Source organism: Streptomyces sp. NPDC004134 (assembly GCF_042874195.1).
Classification (GTDB): domain Bacteria; phylum Actinomycetota; class Actinomycetes; order Streptomycetales; family Streptomycetaceae; genus Streptomyces.
On record NZ_JBIAMS010000011.1, the window covers coordinates 49553 to 75681 of the forward strand.

At 74.7% G+C, this 26129-nt stretch carries 21 protein-coding genes and 1 pseudogene; 10 read left to right on the forward strand and 12 right to left on the reverse strand.

Going from position 1 to position 26129, the window contains the following annotated elements:
• Window positions 1-37 precede the first annotated feature (37 nt).
• The 3 genes and pseudogenes from ACFYVJ_RS16100 to ACFYVJ_RS16110 form a co-directional block, all read right to left on the reverse strand.
• Window positions 38-925, reverse strand: coding sequence for an aminoglycoside phosphotransferase family protein (locus ACFYVJ_RS16100; protein WP_388891493.1), 888 nt, complete (start codon window positions 923-925; stop codon window positions 38-40).
• Between the two features lie 61 nt (window positions 926-986).
• Window positions 987-2093, reverse strand: a pseudogene (locus ACFYVJ_RS16105) (IS630 family transposase); the annotation flags it as partial.
• A 181-nt stretch (window positions 2094-2274) separates the two neighbouring features.
• The gene (locus ACFYVJ_RS16110; RefSeq protein WP_388891820.1) at window positions 2275-2862 is read right to left on the reverse strand and encodes a TetR family transcriptional regulator; all 588 of its coding nucleotides are present in this window, start codon (window positions 2860-2862) and stop codon (window positions 2275-2277) included.
• Between the two features lie 104 nt (window positions 2863-2966).
• Here ACFYVJ_RS16110 and ACFYVJ_RS16115 point away from each other — a divergent pair, with 104 nt between their 5' ends.
• On the forward strand, window positions 2967-3899 hold the full coding sequence (locus ACFYVJ_RS16115) for an oxidoreductase (protein ID WP_388891496.1): 933 nt from the start codon (window positions 2967-2969) through the stop codon (window positions 3897-3899).
• Window positions 3900-3932: 33 nt separating this feature from the next.
• Here ACFYVJ_RS16115 and ACFYVJ_RS16120 read toward each other — a convergent pair whose 3' ends face one another.
• Window positions 3933-4928, reverse strand: coding sequence for a LuxR family transcriptional regulator (locus ACFYVJ_RS16120; RefSeq protein ID WP_101420782.1), 996 nt, complete (start codon window positions 4926-4928; stop codon window positions 3933-3935).
• A 100-nt stretch (window positions 4929-5028) separates the two neighbouring features.
• Here ACFYVJ_RS16120 and ACFYVJ_RS16125 point away from each other — a divergent pair, with 100 nt between their 5' ends.
• Window positions 5029-7194 carry a protein phosphatase 2C domain-containing protein gene (locus ACFYVJ_RS16125; protein ID WP_388891499.1) on the forward strand — a complete coding sequence of 722 codons (2166 nt, stop codon included), beginning with the start codon at window positions 5029-5031 and terminating at the stop codon, window positions 7192-7194.
• A 37-nt stretch (window positions 7195-7231) separates the two neighbouring features.
• Here ACFYVJ_RS16125 and ACFYVJ_RS16130 read toward each other — a convergent pair whose 3' ends face one another.
• The 3 genes from ACFYVJ_RS16130 to ACFYVJ_RS16140 all read right to left on the reverse strand — a co-directional run bounded on the left by ACFYVJ_RS16130 (window position 7232) and on the right by ACFYVJ_RS16140 (window position 12513).
• Window positions 7232-10366, reverse strand: coding sequence for an alpha-mannosidase (locus ACFYVJ_RS16130; protein ID WP_388891502.1), 3135 nt, complete (start codon window positions 10364-10366; stop codon window positions 7232-7234).
• Window positions 10367-10460: 94 nt separating this feature from the next.
• Window positions 10461-11501 carry a DUF2637 domain-containing protein gene (locus ACFYVJ_RS16135; protein ID WP_388891505.1) on the reverse strand — a complete coding sequence of 347 codons (1041 nt, stop codon included), beginning with the start codon at window positions 11499-11501 and terminating at the stop codon, window positions 10461-10463.
• A 112-nt stretch (window positions 11502-11613) separates the two neighbouring features.
• On the reverse strand, window positions 11614-12513 hold the full coding sequence (locus ACFYVJ_RS16140; protein ID WP_388891508.1) for a (2Fe-2S)-binding protein: 900 nt from the start codon (window positions 12511-12513) through the stop codon (window positions 11614-11616).
• A gap of 183 nt (window positions 12514-12696) precedes the next feature.
• Between ACFYVJ_RS16140 and ACFYVJ_RS16145 the strand changes: the two genes are divergently transcribed.
• Entirely contained in the window at window positions 12697-13284 is a 588-nt protein-coding gene (locus ACFYVJ_RS16145) for a GntR family transcriptional regulator (protein WP_388891511.1), read from the forward strand.
• A gap of 46 nt (window positions 13285-13330) precedes the next feature.
• Here ACFYVJ_RS16145 and ACFYVJ_RS16150 read toward each other — a convergent pair whose 3' ends face one another.
• Together ACFYVJ_RS16150 and ACFYVJ_RS16155 are read right to left on the reverse strand one after the other, a co-directional pair.
• On the reverse strand, window positions 13331-14302 hold the full coding sequence (locus ACFYVJ_RS16150; protein WP_388891514.1) for an acetylxylan esterase: 972 nt from the start codon (window positions 14300-14302) through the stop codon (window positions 13331-13333).
• A gap of 137 nt (window positions 14303-14439) precedes the next feature.
• The gene (locus tag ACFYVJ_RS16155) at window positions 14440-15438 is read right to left on the reverse strand and encodes a LacI family DNA-binding transcriptional regulator (protein ID WP_388891517.1); all 999 of its coding nucleotides are present in this window, start codon (window positions 15436-15438) and stop codon (window positions 14440-14442) included.
• A 138-nt stretch (window positions 15439-15576) separates the two neighbouring features.
• Here ACFYVJ_RS16155 and ACFYVJ_RS16160 point away from each other — a divergent pair, with 138 nt between their 5' ends.
• From ACFYVJ_RS16160 to ACFYVJ_RS16185, 6 genes are all read left to right on the forward strand, one after another.
• The gene (locus ACFYVJ_RS16160) at window positions 15577-16329 is read left to right on the forward strand and encodes a sugar phosphate isomerase/epimerase family protein (RefSeq protein WP_388891520.1); all 753 of its coding nucleotides are present in this window, start codon (window positions 15577-15579) and stop codon (window positions 16327-16329) included.
• Window positions 16326-17435 (forward strand): Gfo/Idh/MocA family protein, encoded by a 1110-nt coding sequence (locus ACFYVJ_RS16165; protein WP_388891523.1) that lies wholly within the window; start codon window positions 16326-16328, stop codon window positions 17433-17435. Before ACFYVJ_RS16160 ends, ACFYVJ_RS16165 begins: the two co-directional genes overlap by 4 nt.
• A gap of 33 nt (window positions 17436-17468) precedes the next feature.
• On the forward strand, window positions 17469-19493 hold the full coding sequence (locus tag ACFYVJ_RS16170; protein ID WP_388891525.1) for an FAD-dependent oxidoreductase: 2025 nt from the start codon (window positions 17469-17471) through the stop codon (window positions 19491-19493).
• Between the two features lie 290 nt (window positions 19494-19783).
• Complete coding sequence (locus tag ACFYVJ_RS16175; RefSeq protein ID WP_388891528.1) at window positions 19784-21208, forward strand: sulfatase-like hydrolase/transferase; 1425 nt, start codon at window positions 19784-19786, stop codon at window positions 21206-21208.
• A gap of 101 nt (window positions 21209-21309) precedes the next feature.
• Complete coding sequence (locus ACFYVJ_RS16180) at window positions 21310-21849, forward strand: RNA polymerase sigma factor (protein WP_388891531.1); 540 nt, start codon at window positions 21310-21312, stop codon at window positions 21847-21849.
• Window positions 21846-22574 (forward strand): hypothetical protein, encoded by a 729-nt coding sequence (locus tag ACFYVJ_RS16185; RefSeq protein WP_388891533.1) that lies wholly within the window; start codon window positions 21846-21848, stop codon window positions 22572-22574. The genes ACFYVJ_RS16180 and ACFYVJ_RS16185 overlap by 4 nt, the downstream gene beginning before the upstream one ends.
• A gap of 22 nt (window positions 22575-22596) precedes the next feature.
• On the opposite strand, the gene ACFYVJ_RS16190 is transcribed toward ACFYVJ_RS16185, so the two are convergent.
• A complete protein-coding gene (locus tag ACFYVJ_RS16190; protein WP_388891536.1) occupies window positions 22597-23535 on the reverse strand; it encodes a LysR family transcriptional regulator in 939 nt (312 codons plus the stop codon).
• Between the two features lie 21 nt (window positions 23536-23556).
• Window positions 23557-24054, reverse strand: a complete 498-nt coding sequence (locus tag ACFYVJ_RS16195; RefSeq protein ID WP_388891539.1) for an Lrp/AsnC family transcriptional regulator — start codon at window positions 24052-24054, stop codon at window positions 23557-23559.
• 115 nt (window positions 24055-24169) lie between these two features.
• On the opposite strand from ACFYVJ_RS16195, the gene ACFYVJ_RS16200 reads away from it, so the two are divergent.
• Complete coding sequence (locus ACFYVJ_RS16200) at window positions 24170-25081, forward strand: DMT family transporter (protein ID WP_388891541.1); 912 nt, start codon at window positions 24170-24172, stop codon at window positions 25079-25081.
• 107 nt (window positions 25082-25188) lie between these two features.
• Here ACFYVJ_RS16200 and ACFYVJ_RS16205 read toward each other — a convergent pair whose 3' ends face one another.
• On the reverse strand, window positions 25189-25968 hold the full coding sequence (locus tag ACFYVJ_RS16205; RefSeq protein WP_388891544.1) for a hypothetical protein: 780 nt from the start codon (window positions 25966-25968) through the stop codon (window positions 25189-25191).
• Window positions 25969-26129: the final 161 nt, after the last annotated feature.

Sequence of the window (26129 nt, forward strand, 5' to 3'; positions counted from 1 at the left end):
GCCGGGGTGGTCGTCGTGACGGATGGATGTGTGGTGACTACGCCGTGAGGCGGTCTGCTTCGGCCAGCAGCAGATCGCCAAAGGGCTGAAAGTCAATGCTGCAGGCGTAGACGCCGCTGAAGACTCGGTGGATAGTTCCCCATTCCCAGATGGCGGTGGCATCCACGCCCGTGCGAGAAGCCAGTTGCTCAGTCCGTGCCCAGAGGTCGTCGCCGAGGTCCGGGTTGCAACGCACGATGGTGCCGAGATCGCACGCCGGTTCGGCCCGCAGCCCGGCTGGATCGATGAGCTTGTAGCTGCCGTCGCTCGCCTGCAGGGCGTTCATCTCGTGGATATCACCGTGGACCAGAACCGCGGACCGATCGTCGTGGGCAAGGCGACGACGATTCATGCAATTCAGCGCGTCCGCCACAGTGGCTGGCGAACACGGTCGCCCCGCCTGCTCCCATAGTTTCGGCAGCCGATCGGCGTACTGCTCAGCCAACTTCGCGCCGGTTGGAAGGTCAATGTCGGGACCGATCGGACGCCACAGGCGAACCGCCACTTCGCACAGCAAGTTGTGGCGGCTTGCAGGGTCGGCGACGATGTCGTACATCGGAGCCCCAAGGCGCTCCAGCAGAAGGGCTTGTCGACCCACGTCTTCGCCCAACAGCTTGGCGCATCCCCCTCCGTTCGCCAGGCGCAACACCATGGCCTCCTGTCCGACGTCCCGACCTGGCACACCGATCTTGAGGACCGCCGGAGTCCCGTCAACAAGCGTCACCTCGACGACCAGGGCGGCGTGACCGCCCGCGAAGCTGGACCCGATCATCAGAGACCACTCCTGGGCCAGCGAGTCGAGCACGCCTGGCAACTCGTCCAGCCAGGATTCGTTCCCGTCGGCTACGACCGTCTTGCGGACCTGGTCAGGAATGTCGAGGCTCATACCGCCAACCTAGGGCCGTGACCGCCGCATTGGTTCGCCTGATTGGTTCAGGCTGCTGCTTGAGGGGGCGCCCGCCCCAGCGAATGCCTTTCTCGCTGCGGATGCGGGCGCGTGCCTTGCGTTCGGCGGCCAGGACGTCGCGGTGGCGGGCGTTGGCGTTGCGCCAGCGCAGGTAGGCGTGCAGGGCCCGGGTCTGCACCGTGTGGTTGGGATGGTGGGAGTTGGCGATGGTGAACTGCCGCAACGGCCCGAAGTGCGCCTCGATCGGGTTCGCCCAGGAGGCGTAGGTCGGGGTGAAGCACAGCTCGACGCGGTTCTTCTTCGCCCAGCGGCGGATCGTCTCGCCCTTGTGGGCGGACAGGTTGTCCAGGATGACGTAGATGGGGGCGCCGTCCGGTCGGGCGGCTCGGACCGATCTGAGCGCGGCCAGCGTGTTCGCGGCGCCCTTCTTCCGGCGGTTGACGCCCCAGAGCGTGTCGTCACCGACCGAATAGCAGCCGTGGAAGTACCTGACGCCATGCGTGCGGTGGTAGGTCGCCGGGTGCCGCTCGGGGTGACTGGCCGGGGCCCAGCCCGCACCGCCGGTGGGGCGGATGCCGAGCGGGCCGAACTCGTCGAACGCGAAGACCCGGTCCGGGAAGCAGTCCAGGACCTCCTCGATCCGGTCCAGCTTCGCCTCCCGCTCCGGGTCCGGGGACTCCTTCCAGGTCTTGGTGCGCTGGAAGGTGACGCCGCGGCGGGCGAGCAGACGGCGTAACGCCTCGCGGCCGATGCGGATGACCCGCCCATGGACTTTCCGCAGGTGGGCCAGCAGTTTGCGGATGGACCAGCGAGTGAAGGGCTGGCCGAGCTTGGTCGGGCGGGTGGTGGCCGTCTGGACAACGAAGTCCTCGTCGTCAGGACTGAGCAGGCGGGGACGGCCTCCCGCCCACCGAGGGTCCAGACAGGCCAGGCCGATCTCGTTGAACCGGTGGATCACATCCCGGACGGTGTCCTCGTCGGCCTGCACCAGCCGGGCGATCACCGGGACCCGGTTCCCGCCGGCCGACGCCAACAGGATCATCGCGCGTCGGAAGCGGACCGAACTGGTGCTGCCCCGACGCACGATCTGCTGCAGCTTCTGCCCCTCCTGGTCGGTCAACCTGCGCACGCGGACAGGCTCAGCCACCACACCCCCAGCACTCGGATCGGACGATCACACAAACATCCAACCGCCCCGACCACCAACCCGGCGAACCAATGTGGTCAGAGCACTAGAGACAGGGCGCGGGGCGCGGCCGGGGTGTCGACCCGGCCCGGCGGGCGGGCGCGTGCCGCCGTACGTCAGCGGCGTGAGCCGCCGCGGCGGCTCACCCGGGGGCGGCGTCCAGCGCCGGGGCCAGCGTGGCGAAGGCCCGGTCCGTCAGCTCCGCGGGGTCCTCCGCGCCGTCGCTGCCGCTCCACCGCCGCAGCACGGTATCGAAGGCGCCGAGCGCCATCCCGGCGGCCAGTTGGGGGTACAGGCCGGTGCCGGCGCCGAGCCCCAGGCGCCGTGCCAGCTCCGCCGCCAGGTCGTCGCGCCACCGGTCCTGGTGCTCCAGGAAACGCGCCCGCAGCGCGGGCGTGCCGAGGATCAGCCCGACCACCCGCAGCGTTCTGTCCGACTGGTCGGCGCAGGTGGCCAGGGCGGCCCAGACGGTCTCCCGCAGCGCCGCAGAAGGCCGCTCGGCACCCGGGCGGGCCGACAGCGCCGCGCGCATCCCGGTGCCCAGCTCCGCGAGGAACTGGACGACCACGTCCTCCTTGGAGGCGAAGTACCGGAAGAACGTGCGCTTGGAGACGCCGGCGGTGGCCGCGATCTCGTCGACGGTGACCGCGTCGAATCCCTTCGACGCCAGCAACTGAAGTGCCGCCTCGCTCAGCTCCCCGGCGACGAGCTCGCGCTTGCGCTGGGCCATGGAGACGTCGGGTCGGGAACTCACCCGGCAACCCTACCGCGATGCCGTGCATGGCACTCAGTAACGCATTGACACCAAGTGTCATCCAGGTCAGTATGTGCCACATGACGGAGAAGCAGCGCTGGACCGAGGCGCGGATACCGGACCAGACCGAGCGGGTGTGCGTCGTCACCGGCGCCGGCAGCGGCCTCGGCCTGGCGGCCACCCGGGCGCTCGCCCGCAGGGGCGGACACGTGATCCTCGCCGTACGCGACGACGCCAAGGGCCGCCGCGCCGCGGCCGGGATCACCGCGGAGCAGCCCGGCGCCCGCCTGGAGGTGCGCCGCCTCGACCTGGCCGACCTCGACTCCGTCCGGGCCTTCGCCGCCGGGCTGCGCGCCGCCCGTCCCCGGCTCGACGTACTCGTCAACAACGCCGGCCTGATGGCGCCGCCGCGCACCCTGAGCGCCCAGGGCCACGAGCTGCAGTTCGCCTGCAACCACCTCGGCCACTTCGCCCTCACCGGCCTCCTGCTCGACCTGCTGACCGGCGCCGACCCCCGCGTGGTAACGGTGAGTTCGACCAACCACCGGCAGGGGCGGCTGCACTTCGACGATCTGGCTGGAGAGCGCACGTATGCGCCGATGCGGTTCTACAACCAGTCGAAGTTCGCCAACGCCGTCTTCGGCCGCGAACTCCACCGGCGCCTCACCGCCGCCGGCAGCCCCGTGCGCAGCGTGCTCGCACACCCCGGCTTCACGGCCACCAACCTCCAGACCAGCGCGCCCGTCGGCCTGGTGAAGCTGCTCTTCGGCCGCGTCCTCGCCCCGCTGGCCCAGTCCCCGGCGCGGGGTGTGCTGCCCCTGCTGTACGCGGCCACCGCCCCCGAGGCGCGCGGCGGCGAGTTCATCGGCCCCGACGGCTTCGCCGAACTCCGCGGCGGCCCGGCGCGGGTGCGGCTCTCCGCGGCGGCGGCCGACCCCGAGACCGGGCGGCGGCTGTGGGAGCTGTCGGAGGACCTCACCGGCGTGCGGTTCCCGTCCCCGGCCGCGCGCTGACGGGCCGTCAGCGGGGTGATCCGCCGGGACGGCTCAGGACGGCTGCTCGGCGCACCAGCCGCGTTCGTGCGCGTACCAGCCCAACTGCAGCCGCGTGTGCACCCCGGCGATCTCCATCAGCCGCTTCACGCGCCGCTGTACGGTCCGCAGCCCCAGGTCGAGCTGCTTGGCGGCGCTCGCGTCCGTGAGTCCCGCCAGCAGCAGGCCGAGGATCTGGAGGTCCACCGCGTCGGGCCCGTCCGCCGCCTGCTCCACCACCGCCGCGCCGCCGGTGGTCAGCCGAAGGGGCAGCGCCTGCCGCCACAGGCTCTCGAAGAGGCCCGTCAGCGACTCCAGCAGCCCGCTCGCGTGCACCACCAGCGCGGCGGGCTCGCCGGCCCCGGCGAACATCGGCACCATGGCCGTCGCGCCGTCCGCGATCACCAGCTTCGTCGGCACCACGTCCGCGACCCGCAACTCCTCGTTCCTGCGCAGCGCCTCCGCCGCCTCGGCCACCGTGCCGGGGGCCAGCAGCCGGGAGCGCTCCAGCACCACGCGGAACCGCACGCCGCGGCCCGCGGCCTTCTCCTCCGCGGTGTTGTCCTGGCTGCGCACGGCCAGCGGCTCCCGCGTAACGAGCGCGCACACCTCCTGCTCGGCGCCTAGTTGCAGTTGGAGGAACCGGTGCGCCACCGCGCCCGCGCCGGTCACCACCTCGACCAGGTCGTGTACGTCGGCCGGCTCACCGGCCTCCGCGCGGTACTCCTCGGCGAGCAGGGCGGCGGCCAGTTCGGCGCGCTCCAGCTCGTGCCGCTGCTGGATCAGCAGCGCCCCCAGCGCGACCGACGGCGGCGCCGCCACCCAGCGCCCGGGCCGCGCCGACGACTGCGCCGCCAGCCCGTGCTGCTCCAGCCGCCGCAGCGTGCGCACCGCCTCCGGCTCGGGCAGCGTCAACCGCCGCGCCAGCTCGGGGACGTCGGCGGCGCCGAGTGCGACCAGCGCGCGGTAGGCCGACTCCTGTACGTCGTCGAGTCCGATGGCTCCGAGCACCTGCACATCCTGACCGTACCGGTGGGTCGGGTGGAAGGCCCATGCCGTGATCTTGCGGGTCCGGCCCTTGCGGCGCGCGGCGGCGGGGAACAATAGGAGCATGGATCGCCAGGGGGAGACGGCGGGGGAACGCCGCACCGAGGACGAGTGGTGGCACGACCTGTACGAGGAGGGGGTACCGGACACGGGCCCGCAGCGCGCGGGGGACACCCTCGACGACCGCTTCGCGTCGGCGACGCGGGCGGTGGACGAGGAGGTGGACGAGCCTCCGCACGGAGCGGCTCCGCCGGGGGCGGCGGGGTCGTCGCGTCCGGTGGCGCGTCCGGCACGCCCGTCGGCTGCGGAGCCGTACGACCAGATGCAGGACCCCGACTACCCGCCGCCGCCTGCCTCTTCGACCCCGCCGCCGTCGGTGGCGGGGGTCCCGGGCTTCACGGAGCGCGAGGAGCCGGCGGGCCGCGGCTGGACGGACGACGTGTTCGCGGGCCTGCGGGAGGACGACGGGCCGGCCCCGGGAACCTCGGAGCGAGCCCCGGAGCGGAAACCGGAACCGGTACCCGAACCGGAGCCGGAGCCGGAACCGGAACCGGAACCGGTCGAGCCTCCCGGGCCGGCGGCGGAAGAGGCCGCCCCGTGGTGGGACTCGGTGGACCGCGCCGCGGGCGAACGCGCCCCGGCGGATGAGGCATTGCCGGACGAGGAGGTGCCCGGGGCGGACCCGCGCGACACGCCCGCCCCGGCTGACGCTGGGTTGCCGGACTCGGTGGACGACGTAGAGCCTCCCCTCGCGGAAGCTGCGCCCTCCGCGGCCCCGGAGCCCGCCTCGGTGGCGGAGGCCGGGTTCGGTGAGGCCGCGGCGTCCGCGCCGGGGCAACGGGCCCCGGAAGTACCGGAGTCACCCGCACCGGCTCCGGTGCCGCCCGCCGCCTGGGTGGCGGAGGCCGGGTTCGGTGAGGTCGTGGCGCCCGCGCCGGGCCAACGGGCCCCGCAGGCACCGGAGTCGCCCGCGCCGCCGCCCCCTGCGCCGCAGGCGCCCGCCGTCGCAGAGCAACCGGGGCCGCCTGCCCCCGCGCAGGCCGCGCCGCCCGCCTCCCGGCCGCCCGCTCCAGCGCAACCCACCGCGCCCGAGCCCCTGCCCTCCGTCTCGGTGCCCGCCCCGGCGCAACGCGCCGCCGCGCCGCCGCCCGACGCCGAGGAAGCCCCGACCTCCACCATGCGGCTGCGGCAGGTGTCCGTCACCGACACCCTCACCGACGCCGACTGGGCCCGCCGCGGCGGCGAGTTCGTCGGTGGGGGGCCGCCGACCTACGAGGCCGAGCCGACCGCGTTGCCCGAGGTGGCGCCCGGGGCGCTGGGGGATCTGGTGCCCGACACCGTGCTCGACGGGGCGCGGTACGGGTCGTTCACGCTACGCGCCGTCTCCACCCGGGGCGACAGCCCCCGCTACCGCGGCGAGCAGCGCCGTGACGCGCTCCTCACCGCCCGGTTCGGCGGCGGCGACGACGCGCTCGTGTTCGTCGCCGTCGCGACCGGGGCGCGCGGCGTGCCCCGTACCGACCGGGCCGCCGACTCGCTCGTGCGGTGGATGGGCGAGGCCGTCGGCAGAAGCAGGGCGCGGCTGTCCGAGGACATGAGGACCGGGCGCCGCGCCGCCCTGAAGGGCGGGCTGCACCGGCTGACCGGGCGGACCTACGGTCTGATGCGCGCGCAGGCAGGGGAGTTCGGGGTGGATCCCGCCGGATACACCGCCGGGCTGCGCTGCCTCCTGCTGTCGGCCGACCCCGGCTGCCGCACCCGGGTGTTCTTCGGCACCGGACCCGGCGGGCTCTTCCGGCTGCGCGGCGACGAGTGGCAGGACCTGGAGCCCGCCCCGCCGGAGGCGGAGACCCCGCCGGCCGAGACCCCGGCTCCTCGGCCCCCGGCCGATCCCCGGCTCACCGTCGACCTCGGCGTCCAGCCGCAGCGCCCCGCCCCCGCGGGCCCGCCGCCGCCCGGGTTCGGCGCGCTCGTGGACACCCCGGAGCCCGGCGAGCCCGCCCCGTTCGCCTTCCGCGCCTCGGAGGGCAGGCCCGGCGACGTACTGCTGCTGTGCAGCCCCGGGTTCGCCGAGCCGCTGCGCGGCGCGCCCGGGCTGGCGGCCGAGTTGGGGGAGCGGTGGCGCGGCGAGGAGGCGCCGCCCGGGCTCGCGGCGTTCCTCGGGGACGTCCAACTGCGCGCCAAGGGCTTCGCCGACGACCGCACCGCCGCCGTCCTCTGGGAGAGCTGAGCACGGGGGCCCGGCGCGGGCGCCGGGCCCCCTCGGCTCACCGTACGGGCCGCATCCTCAGCGTCAGGATCTGGAAGGGCCGCAGCCGCAGCGACACCCCGCCGCCCTCCTCCCGCGCCGCGTCGGACGAGTCGAGCGGGCGCTCCAGCAGATCCGTCACCTGTACGTCCCCGACCGCGAACGACGTCGTCAGCGTCCCCGACGCCCGCCCCCCGCGCGACTCGTACACCCGGACCACCACGTCCCCGCTCCGGTCCTCCGCCGGCTTCACCGACTCCACCGTGATCGCCGGGTCGGTCACCGACACCAGGGGCGCCCTGGCCGCCTTACGCGCCGTGCGCAGCGGCAGGTTCAGCGCCAGGCCCTGTTCCACCGCCGCGCCGACGTCCGCGCCCGGCAGCAGCGCGTACCGGTAGCGGTGGACGCCCAGGTCGGTCTCCGGGTCCGGGAACTTCGGTGCGCGCAGGATCGTCAGCCGCACCGTCGTGCCCAGGCCCGCCTCGTGCGCCTCGCGCGTCACGTCGTGGCCGTACGTGGCGTCGTTGAGCACCGCCACGCCGTACCCAGGCTCGCCGACGTGCAGCCAGCGGTGCGCGCAGATCTCGAACTTCGCCGCGTCCCAGCTCGTGTTGGCGTGCGTCGGCCGGTGCACGTGCCCGAACTGGATCTCGGACGTGGACCGGTCGGCGTGCACGTCCAGCGGGAACGCGGCCTTGAGGACCTTCTCCTCCTCCCGCCAGTCGACCTCGGTGGTGAAGTCCACCCGCCCGCTGTCCGCGGCCAGGCTGATGTCCTGCACGATCCGCGACCTGCCGGTGGTACGCACCACCCGCACCGCGGCGCGCAGCGGCCCCGACTCGGTGACCTCCACCGACTCGGCGTCCACGAGATCGGTGCGGGTGCGCCGGTAGAACTTGTCGATGTCCCAGGCGTCCCACTGGTTGGGGTGGTCCGGGTGGAGCTGGAGCAGGTTGGCGCGGGCGCCCGGCGCCAGCACCTCGCGGCCGGCGGTCAGGTCGCGTACGGAGGTCAGCAGCCCGTCGCCGTCGACGACGACCCGCAGCAGCCCGTTGTCGAGCACGACCTGCGCGCCGTCCTGCACCGCCGACACCTCGGCCCCGGCCGCCGCGCCCGCCGTACCCGCGCCCAGGGCCGGCGCGTTCACCAGCGCCAGCGACCGGCCGTCGCCCAGCGGCTGCGCCACCGCCTCCGGCGGCAGCGCCGTGGCCTCGCCCGCGGCCAGCTCCACGACCTCCCCCCGGTCGTACGGGGACGCGTTCAGCACCGCGAACCCGTCCCCGTCCGCGGCGCCCAGCGCGGCCACCGCCGCGGCGATGATCCCCGCCAGCTCCTCCGCCACCGCCGCGTACGTCTGCGCCGCCTCCCGGTGCACCCACGCGATCGACGAGCCCGGCAGGATGTCGTGGAACTGGTGCAGCAGCACCGTCTTCCAGATCCGGTCCAGCTCCTCGTACGGGTACGCGTACGCCGGATCCGCCAGCGCCGCCGCCGTCGCCCACAGCTCCGCCTCGCGCAGCAGGTGCTCGCTGCGCCGGTTGCCGCTCTTGGTGTCGGCCTGGCTGGTGTACGTGCCGCGGTGGAACTCCAGGTACAGCTCGCCGGACCAGACCGGCGCCGCCGCCCCGTATTCCTCCTCGGCCGCCGCGAAGAACACCGCCGGGTTGGCCACCTCCACCCGCGGCGAGCCCTCGAGCGACCGCAGCCGGCGCGCCTTCTCCAGCATCTCGCGCGTCGGCCCGCCGCCCCCGTCGCCGTACCCGAAGGGCACCAGCGACATGCTCGCCCGCCCCTTGTCGGCGAAGTTGCGCTCGGCGAGCGACAGTTCGGCGGCGTGCATGGTGGCGTTGTACGTGTCCACCGGCGGGAAGTGGGTGAAGACCCGGGTGCCGTCGATGCCCTCCCACCAGAAGGTGTGGTGCGGCATCTTGTTGGTCTGGTTCCACGACAGCTTCTGGGTGAGGAACCACCGGATCCCCGCCAGGTGCGCGAGCTGCGGGAACGCCGCGGTGTAGCCGAAGGAGTCCGGCAGCCACACCTCCTGCGTGTCCACGCCGAACTCCTCGGCGAAGAACCGCTTGCCGTGGATCAGTTGCCGGGCCAGCGCCTCGCCGCCCGGCATGTTGGCGTCCGACTCCACCCACATCGAGCCGACCGGCACGAACTGGCCGGTCTGCACGGCGGCGCGGATGCGCTCGTAGATCTGCGGCTGGTGCTGCTTGACCCAGGCGTACTGCTGCGCCTGCGAGCAGGCGAAGACCAGCTCCGGGTAGTCCCCGGACAGCGCCAGCTCGGTGACGTTCGCGAACGTCCGCGACGCCTTGCGCACCGTCTCGCGCAGCGGCCACAGCCAGGCGGAGTCGATGTGCGCGTGCCCGGTGGCGTACGCCCGGTGGGCGCTGGCCGCCGCGGGCTGCGCCAGCGCCGGGGCCAGCACCTCGCGGGCCGCGGCGGCCGTGCCGGGCACGTCGTGCAGGTCGAGCACGTCGAGCATGCGGTCCAGGGTGTGCAGGATGTCGTGCCGGCGGCCGCGGTCCACCGGCAGCTCGTGCATCAGCTCCGACAGCACCTCGATGTCGAGGATCAGGTGCCAGACGTTCTCGTCCAGCACGGCGAGGTCGGCGGAGCGGAAGGTGTACAGCGGCGCGTCGCCCGCGGTGCGCAGCTCGCCGAGCAGGGTGGGGGTGAAGTCCTGGAGCACCGCGGGGTTCGCGGCGGCCTCCAGCAGCAGCCGTACGGGCTCGCCGCCGGCCGCGGGGGAGGCGATCGGCACATGGCGGTTGCGCGGGTGCACGCCCTTGACGGGTGCCCCGTCCGCGTCGTACACCAGCCCCTCGGCCTGGAACCCCGGCATCTCGGTGCCGAACCCCGGGTCGATCACCGCCTCGACGCGCCGCCCCGCCCAGCCCGCGGGTACCGTGCCGGTCAGCCGGAACCAACTGGTCGACCACGGCGGCCCCCAGGCGGTGCCGACGGTGAAGGGCGCGTACTCCTCCGGGGGGATCTTCAGTGCCTCGTCCGCCGGCACCGGCTCACCCGGCCGGTGCCACACCGACAGCTCCAGGGGGACGCGTTCGGTGTACTGGGCGGGTCGGATGAACTGGCGCAGCGCGCGGTCCAGCCGGCCCTCTGCCAGCAGTCGGTCGTCGTGCATCGCGGCTCCTCACAGTCGTCGCTGTGATCTGCCTAACCTGCGCGCGGCCGACCGGGCAAGAGGACCCACCACCTCGATCGTCACGGGAGCACCGTCAGCGGTACTGGTTCTCCATCGCCGTGAGCTTCTGCTCCAGGGTGTCGAGCGGTGCCGTCAGCGTGTCGTCCTGGCCCACGGCTCCGGCGACGGACTTCGCCGGAGCCGGGCCGCCCGGCTGCCCGCCGGCCACCGCCGGCCTGCCCTCCGGCGCCGCGCGCGAGCGCAGCGGGAACCGCGCCGCCTCCGTGACCGGCTCCGGCGTCAGCGCCACCTGCGGCTCGGGGCGCGCCGCGGTCAGCTCGCCGGGGGCCAGCGCGCGCTGGTGCTTGCCGAGGGCCTTCATCCTGGCCCGCTCCAGCCGGGCCTGCTCGCGCTCCTCGGCCCGCCGGCGCGCCTCGTCCCTGCTGTCCTGGCGCACCTCGTCGACGGCCTCGTCCAGCGTGCGGACGCCTTCGAGCAGCATCAGCGACCACGCGCGGAACGTCTCCCGCGGTGCCCGCAGCCACCGTACGAACCGGATCTGCGGCAGCGGCCGCGGCACCAGCCCCTGCTCGCGCAGCGCCGCCCTGCGGGTCTGCTTCAGCGCCCGGTCGAAGAGCACCGCGGCCGAGAGCGACATGCCGGCGAAGAACTGCGGCGCGCCCGCGTGGCCCGTACCGCGCGGCGCGTGCACCCAGTTGAACCAGGCCGCCGCGCCCGCGAACGTCCACACCAGCAGCCGGGAGCCGAGCGCCGCGTCGCCGTTGCTCGCCTCGCGTACGGCGATGACGGAGCAGAACATCGCGGCGCCGTCGAGCCCGAAGGGGACCAGGTACTCCCAGCCGCCGGACAGGCCCAGGTTCTGCCGGCCGAAGCCGACCAGGCCGTGGAAGGAGAGCGCTGCGGCGACCGCGGCGCAGCAGAAGAGCAGGACGTACGCGAGTGTGCCGTACATCGCCTCCTTGCGGCGCCGGCGCTGCTCGCCGGCCTCCCAGGAGTCCGCGGGCTCGTCGGCCTTCTGCCGGCCGCGCACCACCACGGCAACGGCCGCCAGTACGCCGAGCAGCAGCACGGCGGCCGGGAGGGCCCAGCTCAGCGGTATCCCGTTGAATCCCATCGGATGTCCCTTGCCTCGCCAGATGACGGGTGACTCGGGGACCGATACTCGCGGAATTCCAGCGCGATTCCGGAGGAAACGAAATCAGCCACTCAATGGGATGGCTTCTGTGCTAAGAGCTTGCGACGAGACGGGCGACGCGCTCCGTGTCGCAGGTGCGCGGGCAGGTCACGCAGGTGTCCTCGGGCCGCAGCGTGTAGTACATGCAGCAGCTCGCCCGGTCCCGGGTGGCCAGGGACTGCCCGGCGGGCCCGGTGAGGGTGCGGAAGGCGGCGCCGCCCGCGTACGGGGCCGTGGCCGGTCCGCTGCCGGGCAGGAGCTGCCCGGTCTCGGCCATCGCCCGCTCCTCCTCGCCCAGCAGGTCCCCCAGGTACCACAGGCCCTCGACGATCTCGTCGGTCGCCATCCCCCACAGCGCCCGCGGTCCGCGGCGCATCCGCGGCCCGAACGCGGCGAGCACCGGCTCCAGATGCTCGGCCACGGCCGTCCGCACCTCGGCGCGCAGCGCCTCCTCGCCGCCGACGACGCGGGCGCCGGGCAGTCCGGCGGCCGGGTCGTCCGGCAGGCAGGCGAACGCGCCGCCGCGGACGGCCAGGCGCATGCGGCTGCCGTCGGCGTTGCGGTGGAGGGCCACGGCGTCCAGCGGGACGCGCGGCACGCGGCGGAGCAGGAACCAGGGGAGGGTGACCAGCAGGCAGGCGGACCAGGCGTACCGGTGCAGGCCGAAGCTGGCGACCACGTCGGGGCGGGCTTCCTCGTCGTACGTGCGGCGGACCTGCTCGGCGTCCCAGGCGAGGAAGCCGTCGAGGGCGGGGCCGCCCGCGGCGAGGTCGGCGGCGGCCACCCAGCCGGGGCCTGCGGGCAGCGGGTCCGCGGGGCCGAGTTCGGTGACGGCCAGGAAGGGCAGCACCTCGGTGAGCCGTGCGTACGCCGCGGTGACCGGGGTGCCGGCGGGCCGCGCGGGCGGGGCTCCGGCGTCGGCGACCGGCTGGGGCACTGCGGGTGCGGACATCGTGCGGTGACCACCCTGGGCTCGGCGGGGCGTGGCGTGTTCTCGACCCGTCGACGGGTTGAGGTAAGGCTAACCTTAACCCGCTTGATCGGGGAAGGGGCAAGGGGCACCGGGTTACCGTGGGGCGCGAGCGCCGCCCGGCGGGCGTACTTCTGTCGCGAATCGGGGGAAACAGTGGAGGACGTGCCGCTCCCGCCGGCGGTACCCGGCCGGCGCCGCGCCCCGGCCCGGGTGCGCCGGCACTCCGTACGCGGCCAGGTGCTCGACGCGCTGCGCGCCGCGGTGGCCGGGGGCGAACTGCGGCCGGGCGAGGTGTACTCCGCGCCCGCGCTGGGCGAACGGTTCGGCGTCTCGGCCACCCCGGTCCGCGAGGCCATGCAGCAACTCGCCGCGGAGGGCGCGGTGGAGATACTGCCGAACCGCGGCTTCCGGATCCTCGCGCCCAGCGCCCGCGACCTGGCCGAGCTGGCGGAGGTGCGCGCGCTGCTCCTCGTACCGCTGCTGCACCGGCTGGCGGCCGGGCTGCCGGCCGAGCGCCGGCTGACGCTGAGCCGGCTGACCGGCGACGACGCGGAGTTCCACGAGGCGCTGGTGGCGCTCTCCGGCAACCGGCAGTTGGCGCGCGTCGCGGGCGAACTGCGGGCCAGGGCGCGGCCCCCGGCGGCCGCGCCGGCCCGCCGGCAGGCGCTGGTCGACGCGCTGGCGGCGGGGGACGCGGCGGCGGCCGAGACGGTGCTGCGGGAGCTGCTGGGCGCCCCGGAGCGGCCCTGACCGGGACGTACGGCCGCGGGCAGCGCGCGCCGTACGCCCCGGACCGCTACACCTGCAGCCAGGCCAGCGAGGTCACCCGGTGGTCGTTCCCGCCGCCCTCGTGGCCGTTCCACCGGTAGACCTCGATGCCCTTCGGCCCGCCCCAGTGGTTGTACGACGCGAAGACCGTCGACGGCGGGCACACCTCGTCCATCAGCGCCACCGAGTACAGCGCCGGGACGGTGGCGCGGGCCGCGAAGTTGAGCCCGTCGAAGTACGAGAGCGTCCGGAACACCCGCTCGTCCGCGTCCCGTTGCGTCGCCAGGAAGAGGACCAGCTCCTGGTACGGGTCCTTGTCGGTGATCGTCACCGCCCGGCGGAAGTGGTTGAGGAACGGCACGTCGATCATCGCCGCCCGCACCCCCGGGTGCAGCCCCGCGACCGCGGTGGCGATCGCGCCGCCCTGGCTGCCGCCGCTGACGGCGATCCGGTCGCCGTCCACCGCCGGGTGCGCGGCGGCGGCGTCCACGGCCCGTACGGCGTCGGTGAAGACGCGGCGGTAGTAGTACTCCTCGGGGTCGAGCACGCCGCGGGTCATGAAGCCGGGGGTCTGCGCGTTGCCCGTGCCGTACGGGTCGGGGGTGGAGCCGGCGTTGTTGCGGTGGGCGGCGCCCTGGCCGCGGGTGTCGACGACGAAGACGGCGCGGCCGGCGGCAGGCCAGAACAGGTGGTCGTGCGGGAGCCCGCGGCCGCCGCCGTAGCCGATGTAGTGCATGACGCACGGCACGGGCCCGTCGGCGTCGCGCGGCAGGACGAGCCAGGCGGAGATCCGGTGGCCGCCCCAGCCGGCGAAGGACACGTCGTGCACGTCGACCGCGGTCAGCCCCGTCGGGTACGGGCGGAACTCCGGGGCCAGGCCGCCGGCCGCGTCCTCCGCCTCGGCGAGGGTGCGGGTCCAGAAGTCGTCGAAGTCGGCGGGCTCCTCGCGTTCGGGGCGGTAGTCGCGCAGCTCGGCGAGGGGCATGTCGAACAGGGCCATGCGGATGCTCCAGTCGGTCGTGACGGCGGTGCGGGACTGCGGGTGCGGGCGGGGGAGTGGGGGAGCGGCGCGGCGGGTACGGAACGCATCCGGCGGCGGGCGCGGGGGCGGCTGCTCCGGGTTCAGCGGGCCGGCGTTCAGCGGGCCGGCGGCGGGCCCGTGGACGCCCGTACCGTCAGCGTCGTCGCCAGCTCCACCTGCTCGGGCTGCGCCGCCCCGCCCTCGCCGTGCAGCCGGAGCATCCGGAACGCGGTGGCCGCCATCGCCTCCAGCGGCTGGACGACGGTGGTCAGCGGCGGCGCCGCCCAGGCGGCGACCGGGGTGTCGTCGAAGCCGGTGACACTCATGTCCGCCGGCGCCCGCAGCCCCCGTTCCGCCAGGGCCTGGAGCACGCCGAACGCCTGCCCGTCGTTCGCCGCGACCACCGCCGTGGGCGGCTCGGCCAGGTCGAGCAGCGCCAGCGCCCCCTCGCGGCCGTCGGGCGCGAAGAAGTCGGCGTTGCGGATCAGCTCCTCCGCGACCGGCAGCCCGGCCTCCAGCAGCGCGGCGCGGTAGCCGTCGAAGCGGGCGCGGGCGGACCAGATCGTCAGCGGGCCGGTGAGGGTGGCGATACGGCGGTGGCCCAGCTCGACGAGGTGCCGGGTCGCGGCCAGGCCGCCCTGCCAGTTCGTGCAGCCCACGGAGCGCACGCCCGCGCCAGGTTCGGCCGGCGGGTCGATGGCGACCAGCGGGATGCGCTTGGCCGCCAGCCGCGCGCGGGTCTCCGGCGCGGGCACCTGGTGGACGAGCAGGACGCCGTCGCTGCCGCGCGCCATGATGCGCTCCAGGGTGTGGCGCAGGATGTCGTCGCTGTCGGGCACGCTGTCGATGACGATCCGGCAGTCGGCCTCGGCGCCGGCCTCGACCGCGCCGGTGACCAGGGCGTCCGCCCAGGGGCTGTTGAGGCTGCCGATGACGAGGTCGACGACGCCGGCGCCGCGGGACGGCCGGTAGCCGTGGTCGGCGAGGAGCCGGGCGATGCGCTCGCGGGTGGCGGGGGCGACGTCGGTGCGGGCGTGCAGGACCTTGGAGACGGTCGACACCGAGACGCCGGCGCGGGCGGCGATGTCGCTGAGGGTGGCCTGTTCGGGCGGCATGGCGGAGTCCTTTTCGAAAACTTCGGCCAGCCTGACCGCCGACTTCCGACCCTGTCAAGGGTGTTGACGGAGGTCTGCCCGGCTTCTAGCGTCAACTGGCGAGCGAAAAATTGTCGAAAACGATCGCCGGAGGAGACCATGAGCCCGTCCCTGGGCGTGCAGCTCTACACCGTTCGCGACGAGATCGCCGCCGACCGTCCCGGCACGTTCGCCGCGCTGGCCGGCTTCGGCTACCGCCAGGTCGAGTGCTACGACGTGCTGACCGACCCCGAGGCGCTCCGCGCCGACCTGGACACGGCGGGCCTCGCGGCCGGCTCCGTCCACGCGCACCTGCTCGCCGGGCCGGAGCAGGCCGACGCCGCCTTCAGGGGCGCGCGCACGGTCGGCGCCGACACCGTCTTCGTGCCCTACCTGCCGCCGGAGCGGTTCGCCGAAGAAGAGGGGGTACGCGCCGTGGCCGGCGAGCTGGCCGAGGCCGCGCGGCGCGCCGCCGGGCACGGCCTCGCGCTCGGCTACCACAACCACGAGTTCGAGCTGAACCAGCACGTGGGCGGCGTCCCCGCGCTGGAGGTGCTGGCCGACCTGCTCGCCGGGCTCGACGCCCCGGTGCAGTTCGAGGTGGACACGTACTGGGCGGCGGTCGGCGGCCAGGACGTGCCCGCGCTGCTCGGCCGCCTCGGCGAGCGCGTCACGCACCTGCACATCAAGGACGGGCCCGTCACGAAGGACGACCCGATGACCGCCGTCGGTGCCGGCCGGATGCCCGTCGAGGCCGTGCTGGCCGCCGGTGCGGGCGCCCGCCGCCACATCGTCGAACTCGACGCCTGCGCCACCGACATGCTCACCGCCGTCCGCGAGAGCTTCGACTGGCTGGAGGGGAAGCGCCGATGACCGCACAAGAGCCCCTGGGCGTCGCCGTCGTCGGCTGCGGCACGATCAGCGACCAGTACCTGACGAACCTCACCGCCTTCCCCGACCTGCGCGTGCTCTTCTGCGCCGACCTCGACACCGAGCGCGCCGCCGCGCAGGCCGCCGCCTACGGCGTACCCGCCCACGGCACCGCTCGGGACGCCCTCGCCCACCCCGGCGTCGAACTGGTCGTCAACCTCACCGTCCCCGCCGCCCACCACGACGTGGCCGCGGCGGCGATCGACGCCGGGAAGCACGTGTGGAACGAGAAGCCGCTGACCCTCGACCCGGTCTCCGGCGCCGAGTTGGTCACCCGGGCCGCCGGGGCGGGCGTGCGGCTCGGCTGCGCCCCCGACACGTTCCTCGGCGCCGGACTGCAGACGGCGCGCCGGCTCGTCGACGACGGGGCGATAGGGGTGCCGCTGAGCGGTCTGGCGCTGATGCAGACCCCGGGCCCGGAGTCGTGGCACCCCAGTCCCGAGTTCTACTTCGTGCGCGGCGGCGGGCCGCTGTTCGACATGGGCCCGTACTACCTGACCTGTCTGGCCACGCTCTTCGGCCCGGCCGAGCGGGTCGCGGCGGTGGCCCGCAGGGCGCGCGAGACTCGGGTGATCGGGTCGGGCCCCAAGGCCGGTACGGAGTTCCCGGTCGAGGTGCCCACGCATGTCGCGGCGCTCCTCGACTACGCCGCCGGCCAGACCGCCTCGCTGGTGGTCAGCTTCGACTCCCCGCTGAACCGGCAGGGGTTCGTGGAGATCACCGGCACCGAGGCCACCCTCGCCCTGCCCGACCCGAACCGCTTCGACGGCTCCCTGCGGCTGCGCCCCACGGGCTCGGCGGAGTGGACGGAGATCGAGGCGGCGGGGGCGACCGCGGGGCGCGGCATGGGCGTGCTCGACATGGCCAGGGCGCTGGCAGCGGGCGAGCCGCACCGCGCCTCCGGCGAGCTGGCGCAGCACGTGCTGGAGACCATGGCGGCGGTCGAGAAGTCGGCGCGGGACGGGGAGTTCGTGCCCGTCCCGGGCGCCGGCTTCGCCGTGCCGGCGGCGCTGCCGGCCGACTGGGATCCGGGCGTACGGATGCGTTGACGTCCCTCCGGGGCGCGGGCACACTCCGGAACCATGGCAGAGAAAGCGCTTTCTCGACGTGGTTTGCTGGCCGCGGGCGGCGCGGGTCTCGCGCTGCCCGCCCTGGGCCCGATGGCGTACGCCGGGGGCCGCGGCCCGGTCCCGGCCGACCTGGTGGTCTACGGCGGCACCTCGGCCGGGGTGATCGCCGCCGTGCAGATGCGCCGGATGGGCGGCACCGCCGTGGTGCTGGAGCCCACCCGGCACATCGGCGGCCTGACCACCAGCGGCCTGGGCGCCACCGACACCGGCAACACCTCCGCCATCGGCGGCCTGGCCCTGGAGTTCTACCGCCGGGTGTACGCCAAGTACCACGGCACGCCGGTCACCGACGACTCCCCGGCCCGCTACACCTTCGAACCGCACGTCGCCTCCGAGGTCTTCGCCGACCTCCTCGCCGAGCACGACGTTCCCGTCGTCCTCGACGCCCGGCTGCGCTCCGTCGACCGCCGCGGCGGCCGCATCCGGCTGCTCGTGACCGACGACGGCCGCGCGTACGAGGGCGGGATGTTCGTGGACGCGACGTACGAGGGCGACCTGATGGCCCGCGCCGGCGTCGACTTCACCACCGGACGCGAGGGCAACGCCGCGTACGACGAGACGCTCAACGGCGTCCAGCACCGCGACAAGCACCAGTTCGTCCACCCCGTCGACCCGTACGTCACCCCCGGCAGCCCCGCCAGCGGCCTGCTGCCCGGCGTCGCCGCCGACGCGCTCGCGCCCGACGGCACCGCGGACGAGGCGATCCAGGCGTACTGCTTCCGGATGTGCCTCACCCAGGCCGCCGACCGCATCCCCTTCCCCAAGCCCGCCGGCTACGACCCGATGCGCTACGAACTCCTCCTGCGCTACGTCCAGGCGGGCTGGCGCGGCCCGTTCTACACCACCCACCAGATGGGTGGCGGCAAGACCGACTCCAACAACAACGGCGCGTTCTCCACCGACAACATCGGCTTCAACTTCGGCTATCCCACGGGCACGTACGCCGAGCGCGCCCGCATCCACGCCGAACATGCCGACTACCAGCAGGGCCTGATGTGGTTCCTCGCCAACGACCAGCGGCTGCCGGAGTCCGTGCGCGCCCAGACCGCCGCCTGGGGCCTGCCGCGCGACGAGTTCACCGGCCACGGCGGCTGGCCGCCGCTGCTCTACATCCGCGAGGCGCGCCGCATGGTCTCCGCGTACGTCATGACCGAGCACGACTGCCGCGGCGCGGTGCGCGCCGCGGACTCGGTCGGGCTCGCCTCGTACACGATGGACTCGCACAACTGCCGCCGCCTGGTCGTGGACGGCGTCGCGCGCAACGAGGGCGACGTGCAGGTCGGGGTGCGGGCGCCGTACGGGATCAGCTACCGCTCGCTGACGCCGAAGCGCGCGCAGTGCACCAACCTGCTGGTGCCCGTCGCGCTCTCCGCCTCGCACATCGCGTACGGGTCGATCCGGATGGAGCCGGTCTTCATGATCCTCGCGCAGTCCGCGGCGACCGCCGCGCGGATGGCGCTCGACCGCGGCGGCGTGGTGCAGCAGGTGCCGGTGGCGGCCCTCCAGGCGCGGCTGCGCGCGGACGGCCAGTTCCTGGAGTGGCCGCCGAGCGAGCCCGGCGAGATCGCCGTCGACAACGTCTCCGCCACCGGCGTCACCTCCGCCGGCACCTGGAAGAGCAGCACCGCGATCTCGAACTACTACGGCTCCGACTACGTGCACGACGACAACGCCGGCAAGGGCACGGCCTGGATGCGCTTCGGGCCCGAGCTGCCGGCCGCCGGCACGTGGGACGTCGCGCTGTGGTGGACGGCCGACGCCAACCGCGCGACGAACGTGCCGGTGGACGTGGAACACGCCGGGGGCACGCAGACGTACACCGTCGACCAGCGCTCGCGCGGCGGGCAGTGGGTGGTGCTGGGCAGACACACCTTCGCGGCGGGGACGGCCGCGGGCGTACGGATACGCAACGACGCCACCGACGGCTACGTGGTCGCGGACGCGGTCCGCTTCACACCGGCCGCGGGCGCGTCCTGACGCGGGCCCGACAGCCTGCCCGGGCCGCCACCGCTCCCACGCTCCCAGCACGGGGCGGCGACCCGCGCCGGCCCGGGCGAAGGCTGCGGTTTCGACGCCGAAAATCCGGAGATCCGTGGCTTGTCCCGCCGGCGCGCAGGCACCCGCTGCGCGGCTGACCGGAACACGGCGCGGCATTCCGCCGCCGCGGTGCCGCGCGTCGTGCGTGCAACGCGGCGGCGTGCGGCGCCCGTGTACGGGACGAGCGCCCCGATCGCCGGGGCGCGCCGTCGGTCACCGGGAGCCGCGCCATGCCCACCACCCGCCGTCAGTTCCTCGCCGGCGGTGCCGCCGCGGTAGCCACCTCGGTACTCGGAGCGGGCGCCGTGCTGACGGCGGACGGCCGCGAGCCCGCCCGCCGCCCGCCCTACGTCGTGCTGATCGTCGCCGACGACCTCGGCCGCGCCGAACTCGGCGGCTACGGACAGCGGCTCATCCGGACGCCGCGGCTGGACCGGCTGGCGGCCGGCGGCATGCGCTTCACCCGTGCGTACGCGGCGGCGCCGGTCTGCGCCCCGTCCCGCTGCGCGCTTCTCACCGGCCGGCACGTCGGCCACGGGACCGTCCGCCACAACGCCTCCCGCGGCCGGCAGCCCGCGCTGGGCGACGGTGACACCACCTTCGGGGAGGTACTGCGGGCGCGCGGCTACCGCACCTCCTGGGTGGGCAAGTGGGGCTTCGGACCGGAGCGGGGCCGGCAGCCGAGCCATCCGAACGAGCGCGGCTTCGAGGACTTCTTCGGCTACCTCACCCACCAGCACGCGCAGGACCACTACCCCCGGCACCTCTGGCACAACGACGAGCGGCACGCGCTGCCCCCGGACACGTATGCCGCCGACGCACTGGAGGCGCACGCGCTGTCGCGGATGCGCCGCCCGCTCGCGGCGGACGGCCGTCCCTTCCTGCTCGTACTGGCGCCCAACCTGCCGCACGCACCGAACGACCTGCCGGCCGCGGCCGTCTCCGCACACGGCGACTGGCCCAGGCGGCTGCCGGACCGGCGGCACGCCGCCCAGGTGGCGCGGCTGGACCGGATGGCCGGCGCGGTACTGGACGAGCTGCGGCGCCGGCGCCTCGACCGCGACACCCTCGTCCTGGTCACGAGCGACAACGGCCCCCACGAGGAGGACGGCACGGACCCCGACAGCTTCGACGCCAACGGACCGCTGCGCGGCTACAAGCGCAACCTCTACGACGGTGGCATCCGCGTGCCGCTCCTCGCCCGGTGGCCCGGCACGATCGCCGCAGGCGGGAGCAGCGGACGGCTGACGTCCCTGACGGACGTGCTGCCCACGCTGGCCGAACTGGCGGGCGGGCCGGCACCGGACGGGGGCGACGGGCTGTCCCTCGTACCGCTGCTGACGGGCGCCGGGCGGGCCGCGGAACACGACCACCTCTACTGGTACCGCGGCCCGTCCACCGCCACGCCACGGGCCGCCGCCACCGAGCCCGGGCGGCTGGGCCGCGCTGCCGAGGCCGTGGTCCGCGGCAAGTGGAAGGCGGTGCGGTACGGGGCCCCCGGGCGCCGAGGCGCACCGGAGGGGGCGGGGGACTTCGAGCTGTACGACCTGGCCGCCGATCCGGGCGAGACGACAAACGTGGCGGCCCGGCACCCCCGGCTGGTCGTCGAACTGACCGCCCTGATGCGCACCTCCTGGACCGAGCCGCGGCGCTGACCTGAGCCCCGCGGGCGCCCTGCCCCGGAGGAGCCGCGGCGGGCGGTGCAACCTCCTGGGCACCCCGTCCGTGTCAGGGGTGAGGGAGGACGACTGAGCGCATGCGCAGACACGACGAGGAATCATTCCGGGAGTTCGCGGCGGCACAGGCCCGCCCGCTGCGCCGGACCGCCTTTCTGCTCTGCGGCGACTGGCACCTGGCAGAGGACCTGATGCAGAACTCGATGATCAAGATGTACCGCTCGTGGCACCGCCTGGAGCGGCACGCCGAACTCGGGCCGTACGCCCGCCGCGTGCTGCTCCGCACCTGGCTGGACGAGCGGCGCAAGCCCTGGCGCCGCTCCGAGCAGAGCCTGCCCACCCTGCCGGACACGCCGGACGTGACGGCCGGACCCGAGGCCGTCGCGGAGCACACGGCCATGCGGCATGTCGTACGCGGGGCGGTGCTCGCCCTCCCGCCGCGGCAGCGCGCCGTTGTCGTGCTGCGCTACTTCGACGACCTGTCGGTGGCCCAGACGGCCGGCGTGCTCGGGTGCTCGGAGGGCAACGTCAAGAGCCAGGCCGCACGCGGCCTGCGCACGCTGCGCGGCCGGCTCGCCGAGGAGGGCGTACCGGCGGCAGGGAAGTGGTGCGGCGCATGAGCGAGGAGCGCATCAGGCGCGAGCTGACCGCGGCCGTCGCGGACGAACCCCCGCTGCGGCTCGGCCCGGACGGCATCGTCGCGCGGGCCCGCCAGGGGCGGCAGCGCCGACTCGCCCGGCTGAGCATGCTGGCCACGGCGGTCGCGACGATACTCATCGCCGCGGGCGCGGGACTGCTGCCCCCGATGGCCGGGGCGGGAGGCGGCTCCAAGACGCCCGCGGTGGTGCCTTCGCCGTCACTGTGGCGTGCCGGCCCGGAGGAGGCGTACGGACGGGACGAATACCGGGCGGTCACCCGGGCCGTCCTGACCCGGATTCCCGACGCCTTCGGCGCGACCGTGCCCGAGGCGAAGGTGCTCCCGGCGCACAACGCGGCGTCCTACCGGCCGGGTGCCGCCCACCAGAACTGGCACGTCGACGCCGAGTTCGTCACGCAGTCGGGGAAGCACGAGATCTCGTTCACGGCGACGCGGAAGACGGCCGGGAGGTACGAGAAGAACTGCTACGAGGAACCCCGGCGGATCACACGGTGCACCGCACTGGCCCCCCGCCCCGGGCTCGGTTCCGGGTGGTTCAAGAGCAGCGACCTCCGAACGTACGGGTGGACCGTCACGTTCACCCCCGACGCCCACCTGACGATCGGGCTCTGGGTACGCGGCGAGGACGAGCCGAGCCCCCTTGCCGAGGAACAGATGATCGACCTCGTCGAGGCCGTGCTGACCTGAGCCCGCTCCGTGGCCGGGCCGGTCAGCGGGACCAGGCCGGGGCCCAGGTCCCGGCGGGGTCCGCGGCCGCGTGCCGCGGGCCGCGGGCCGCGACGTAGTCGCGCAGCAGGGCGAGGCCGGGGTGCGCGTTGTGGGTGTGCCAGTGCAGCAGGTGCGGGTAGACGGGGGTCGGGTCGAGCAGCGGGATGCGGCACAGGTCGTAGTCGACGGGCCAGACGAGCGGGGTCCGCTCGCTGAGGAAGGTGCCCACCGTGGCGGACTCGGCGATCGTGTCGAGCAGGCTCTCGACACCGAAGTTCGGGCCCACCGAGTCGATGACGAAGCCGAACTCCACGGCCATGTCCTCGTAGTACGCGGCCCACTCGGTGCCCGGATCGTTGCCCGGCATCCAGATCCGGTGGCCGGCGAGCCGCGCGGGGCTGACGGAGCGGGCGCCGGCGAACTCGTGCGCGGGGCCGGTGACGAGCTGCACCGGCTCGTACATCACGTAGTCGACGGCGATGTCGTCGGGCAGCTTCCGGCCGGGCGGCGGCAGGGTGCGGAACGTCGCGTCGATCGTGCCGTCGCGGACCGCGTCGACGGCGGGGCCGCCGCCGTAGACCGTGACGACGTCCAGCTCCACCTCGGGGTGCGCGCGGTGGAAGTCGCGCAGCAGCCCGGCGGTGGCGACCCGGCGCCCGACCACGTCCACCCGCAGCGCCCGGCTCCCGGGCCGTACGGAGGCCGCGGCGCGCTCCGCGGCCTGGAGCAGCGCGCGGGCGTGCGGCAGGAACGCCTGGCCGTCGATGGTGAGCTTCGCGCCGCGCGCGGTACGGGTGAACAGCCGCACCCCGAGACCCTTCTCCAGCCCGGCGATGCGCTTGGAGACGGCCTGCTGGGTGAGCATCAGCTCGGCCGCCGCCTCCTGGAACTGGCCGGTGTCGGCGGCGGCGACGAAGGTGCGTACGGCATCGAGGTCCACGCCCGGCAACCCTAGCCGCCGCTACGGAACCCGGCCCCGCGCCCCGGCCCCGCCGCTGCCCTTGCCGTCGCCCTCCTCCGCGTACGCGCCGAGCCCCGGTGTCCGCGGCGGTACCGCCGTGGACTGGACGATCGACGTCGTCGTCTGCCCGTGCAGCAGGAAGCGGTCGAGCACCTCCTCGAAGGTGTCGAGGTCCGTCGCGTGCACCTTGAGCAGGAAGCAGTCCTCGCCGGTGATCCGGTGGCACTCGCTGACCTGCGGCAGGCTCCGCGCCAGCGCCGCGATCCGCGGCAACTGCCCCGGCCCGGGCCGTACCCGCACGAACGCGGCCACCGGGTAGCCCAGGGCGGCCGGGTCGACGTCCAGGCGGTAGCCGCGGATCACCCGGGACTCCTCCAGCCGCCGCACCCGCTCGCGGGCGGTGGGCACGGAGACACCGGTGCGCCGGGCCAGCTCGGCCATGGACAGCCGGGGGTCGGCGTCGAGTTCGGTCAGGATCGAGCGGTCGAGTGCATCCACCGTTTCACCTTGGCACGGGGGACGGCCGTTTCGTACCCCGGAGCGGAAAGCAAACAGCCGCCGGGCTTTCCGGTTCGCCATGGCCCGCGGGGGCGTGCGTTGCGACGATTCCCGCGTGGCCGACTCCCTGCCCCCCAGTCCCGCCGCCGCCTCCGGCGGCCGGCTCGCCCTGGCCGCCGAGCGGGTGCCGCCGCCGGCGTTCCTCGTCTCCTCCGCGGTCTTCCACTACCTGGGCCCGGCGTGCGCCGTCCTGCTCTTCGCCCGCCTCGACGTCCTCGGGGTCGCCTGGCTGCGGATCGCCTCGGCGGCGCTGGTCTTCGCCGTCTGGCGGCGGCCGTGGCGCGACTGGCGGGCTGCGACGCCGTACCAGCGGCGGCTGCTGGTGGCGATGGGCGCCGTGCTCGCCACCATGAACTGCACGTTCTATCTGGCCCTCGAACGGCTGCCGCTGGGCACGGTCGGGGCGGTGGAGTTCCTGGGGCCCGTGGTGCTGGCCGCGGCGGGGGTGCGGACCCGGCGGAACGTCGCCGCGCTGGTGCTGGTCCTCGCGGGCGTCGCGCTGCTGACCGACGTGCACCTGGTGGCGGAGCCGCTCGGGCTCGCGCTCGCGTTCGGCAACTGCGCGCTGTTCGTGCTCTACGTCGTCCTCGGCCACCGGCTCGCGGCCGACGGCGGCGCGTCCGGAGTGGGGCGGCTCGGCGCGGCGATGCTGGTGGCGGCGGTGGTCGCGGCGCCGGCGGGGCTCGCGCAGGGCGCCGCGGCCGTCACGTCGCCGGTGCTGCTGGCGGCGGCGTTCGGGGTGGGGGTGTGCTCGTCGGTGATCCCGTACGTGTGCGACCAGCTCGCCATGGCGCGGGTGCCGCGGGCGACGTTCGCGCTGATGCTGTCGCTGCTGCCGGCGACGGCGGCGCTCATGGGCGTGGCCGTCCTCGGCCAGGTGCCGGGCGCGGCGGAGGCGTCGGGCATCGCGCTGGTCGTCGCGGGCGTCGCGGTGCACCGCGAGCGGGACGCGGCGGCGGGCGCGTAGCCGCGGACACGGGCGGTGAAGACGGCCGGAAAGGGACTGTCCTTACGGCCGGACACCTGTCCGTACCGGGTCCGCCCGGCCGCTCGCCGCGGACGCCGCGGGCCGCGTCAGTCCGCCGCCGCCACCCGCCGGGGCTCCTCGCCCAACTGCTCCGCCAGCCACGACGGCACCCCGTCCAGCAGCCGCACGAGCCGCGTCGCCTCCGCCCGCAGCCGGCCCGCCTCGGGCTCCGACTCCACGTCGGCCAGCGCCATCAGCGCCGGCGCCGTACCGATCAGGTAGCCCACCTCCTCGCGCAGCCGCAGCGACTCGCGGAAGCCGTGCCGCGCCTCCGCGAGGTCGCCGTCGTCGGCCGCGAGCGAGGCCAGGTGGCGCCAGGTGAACGAGCACAGCAGCAGGTCGCCCTGCTCCACCGCGCCCGCGTGGGCGCGGCGGAACGCCGCCAGCGCCGCCGTCGCGTTCTTCGTCAGGTGCTGGGCGACGAGACCGCGCCGGAAGTCGAGCATCGGCCGGTACGGCGACGTCGGCGCCAGCAGCGCCGCGGCGCGGCCGAGCGCCGCGCGGGCCTCGTCGGAGCGGTCGCGCTCCTGGAACAGCGTCGAGGCGTACGCGAGATAGCCCCGCTCGCACGCCGTGACGCCGCGGTTCTCCCCGTCGACCGACAGCGCCTCCGCGTTGCGCACCGCGTCCTCGGCGCGCTCCCAGCCGGCGGCCGTGAACATGCACTGCTCCACCAGCAGCGCCGCGCGCTGCCGCGCCGCCTCGGCGTCGGTCCCGGCGGTGTCGTCGAGGAGCGCCGCGGCGTCGTCCCAGCAGCCGCGCGAGCGCAGCCGCCAGATCGCCCGCTCCAGCGGATCCTCCGACATCACCGATTCCGACCGTGCCATGGCGGTATCCGCCACTTTTGCCTCCCCAACGCGCCGTCGAGCCAAGGAACAACAAGAATCAACGCAGCCCAGTGTGAGTCGAATCTCAGCACGAAGTCTGCCCTGGGCCAAGAGCTTGCGTGAACGACTTCACAAGATCTTGGCCAACGGATTGCCCGCGG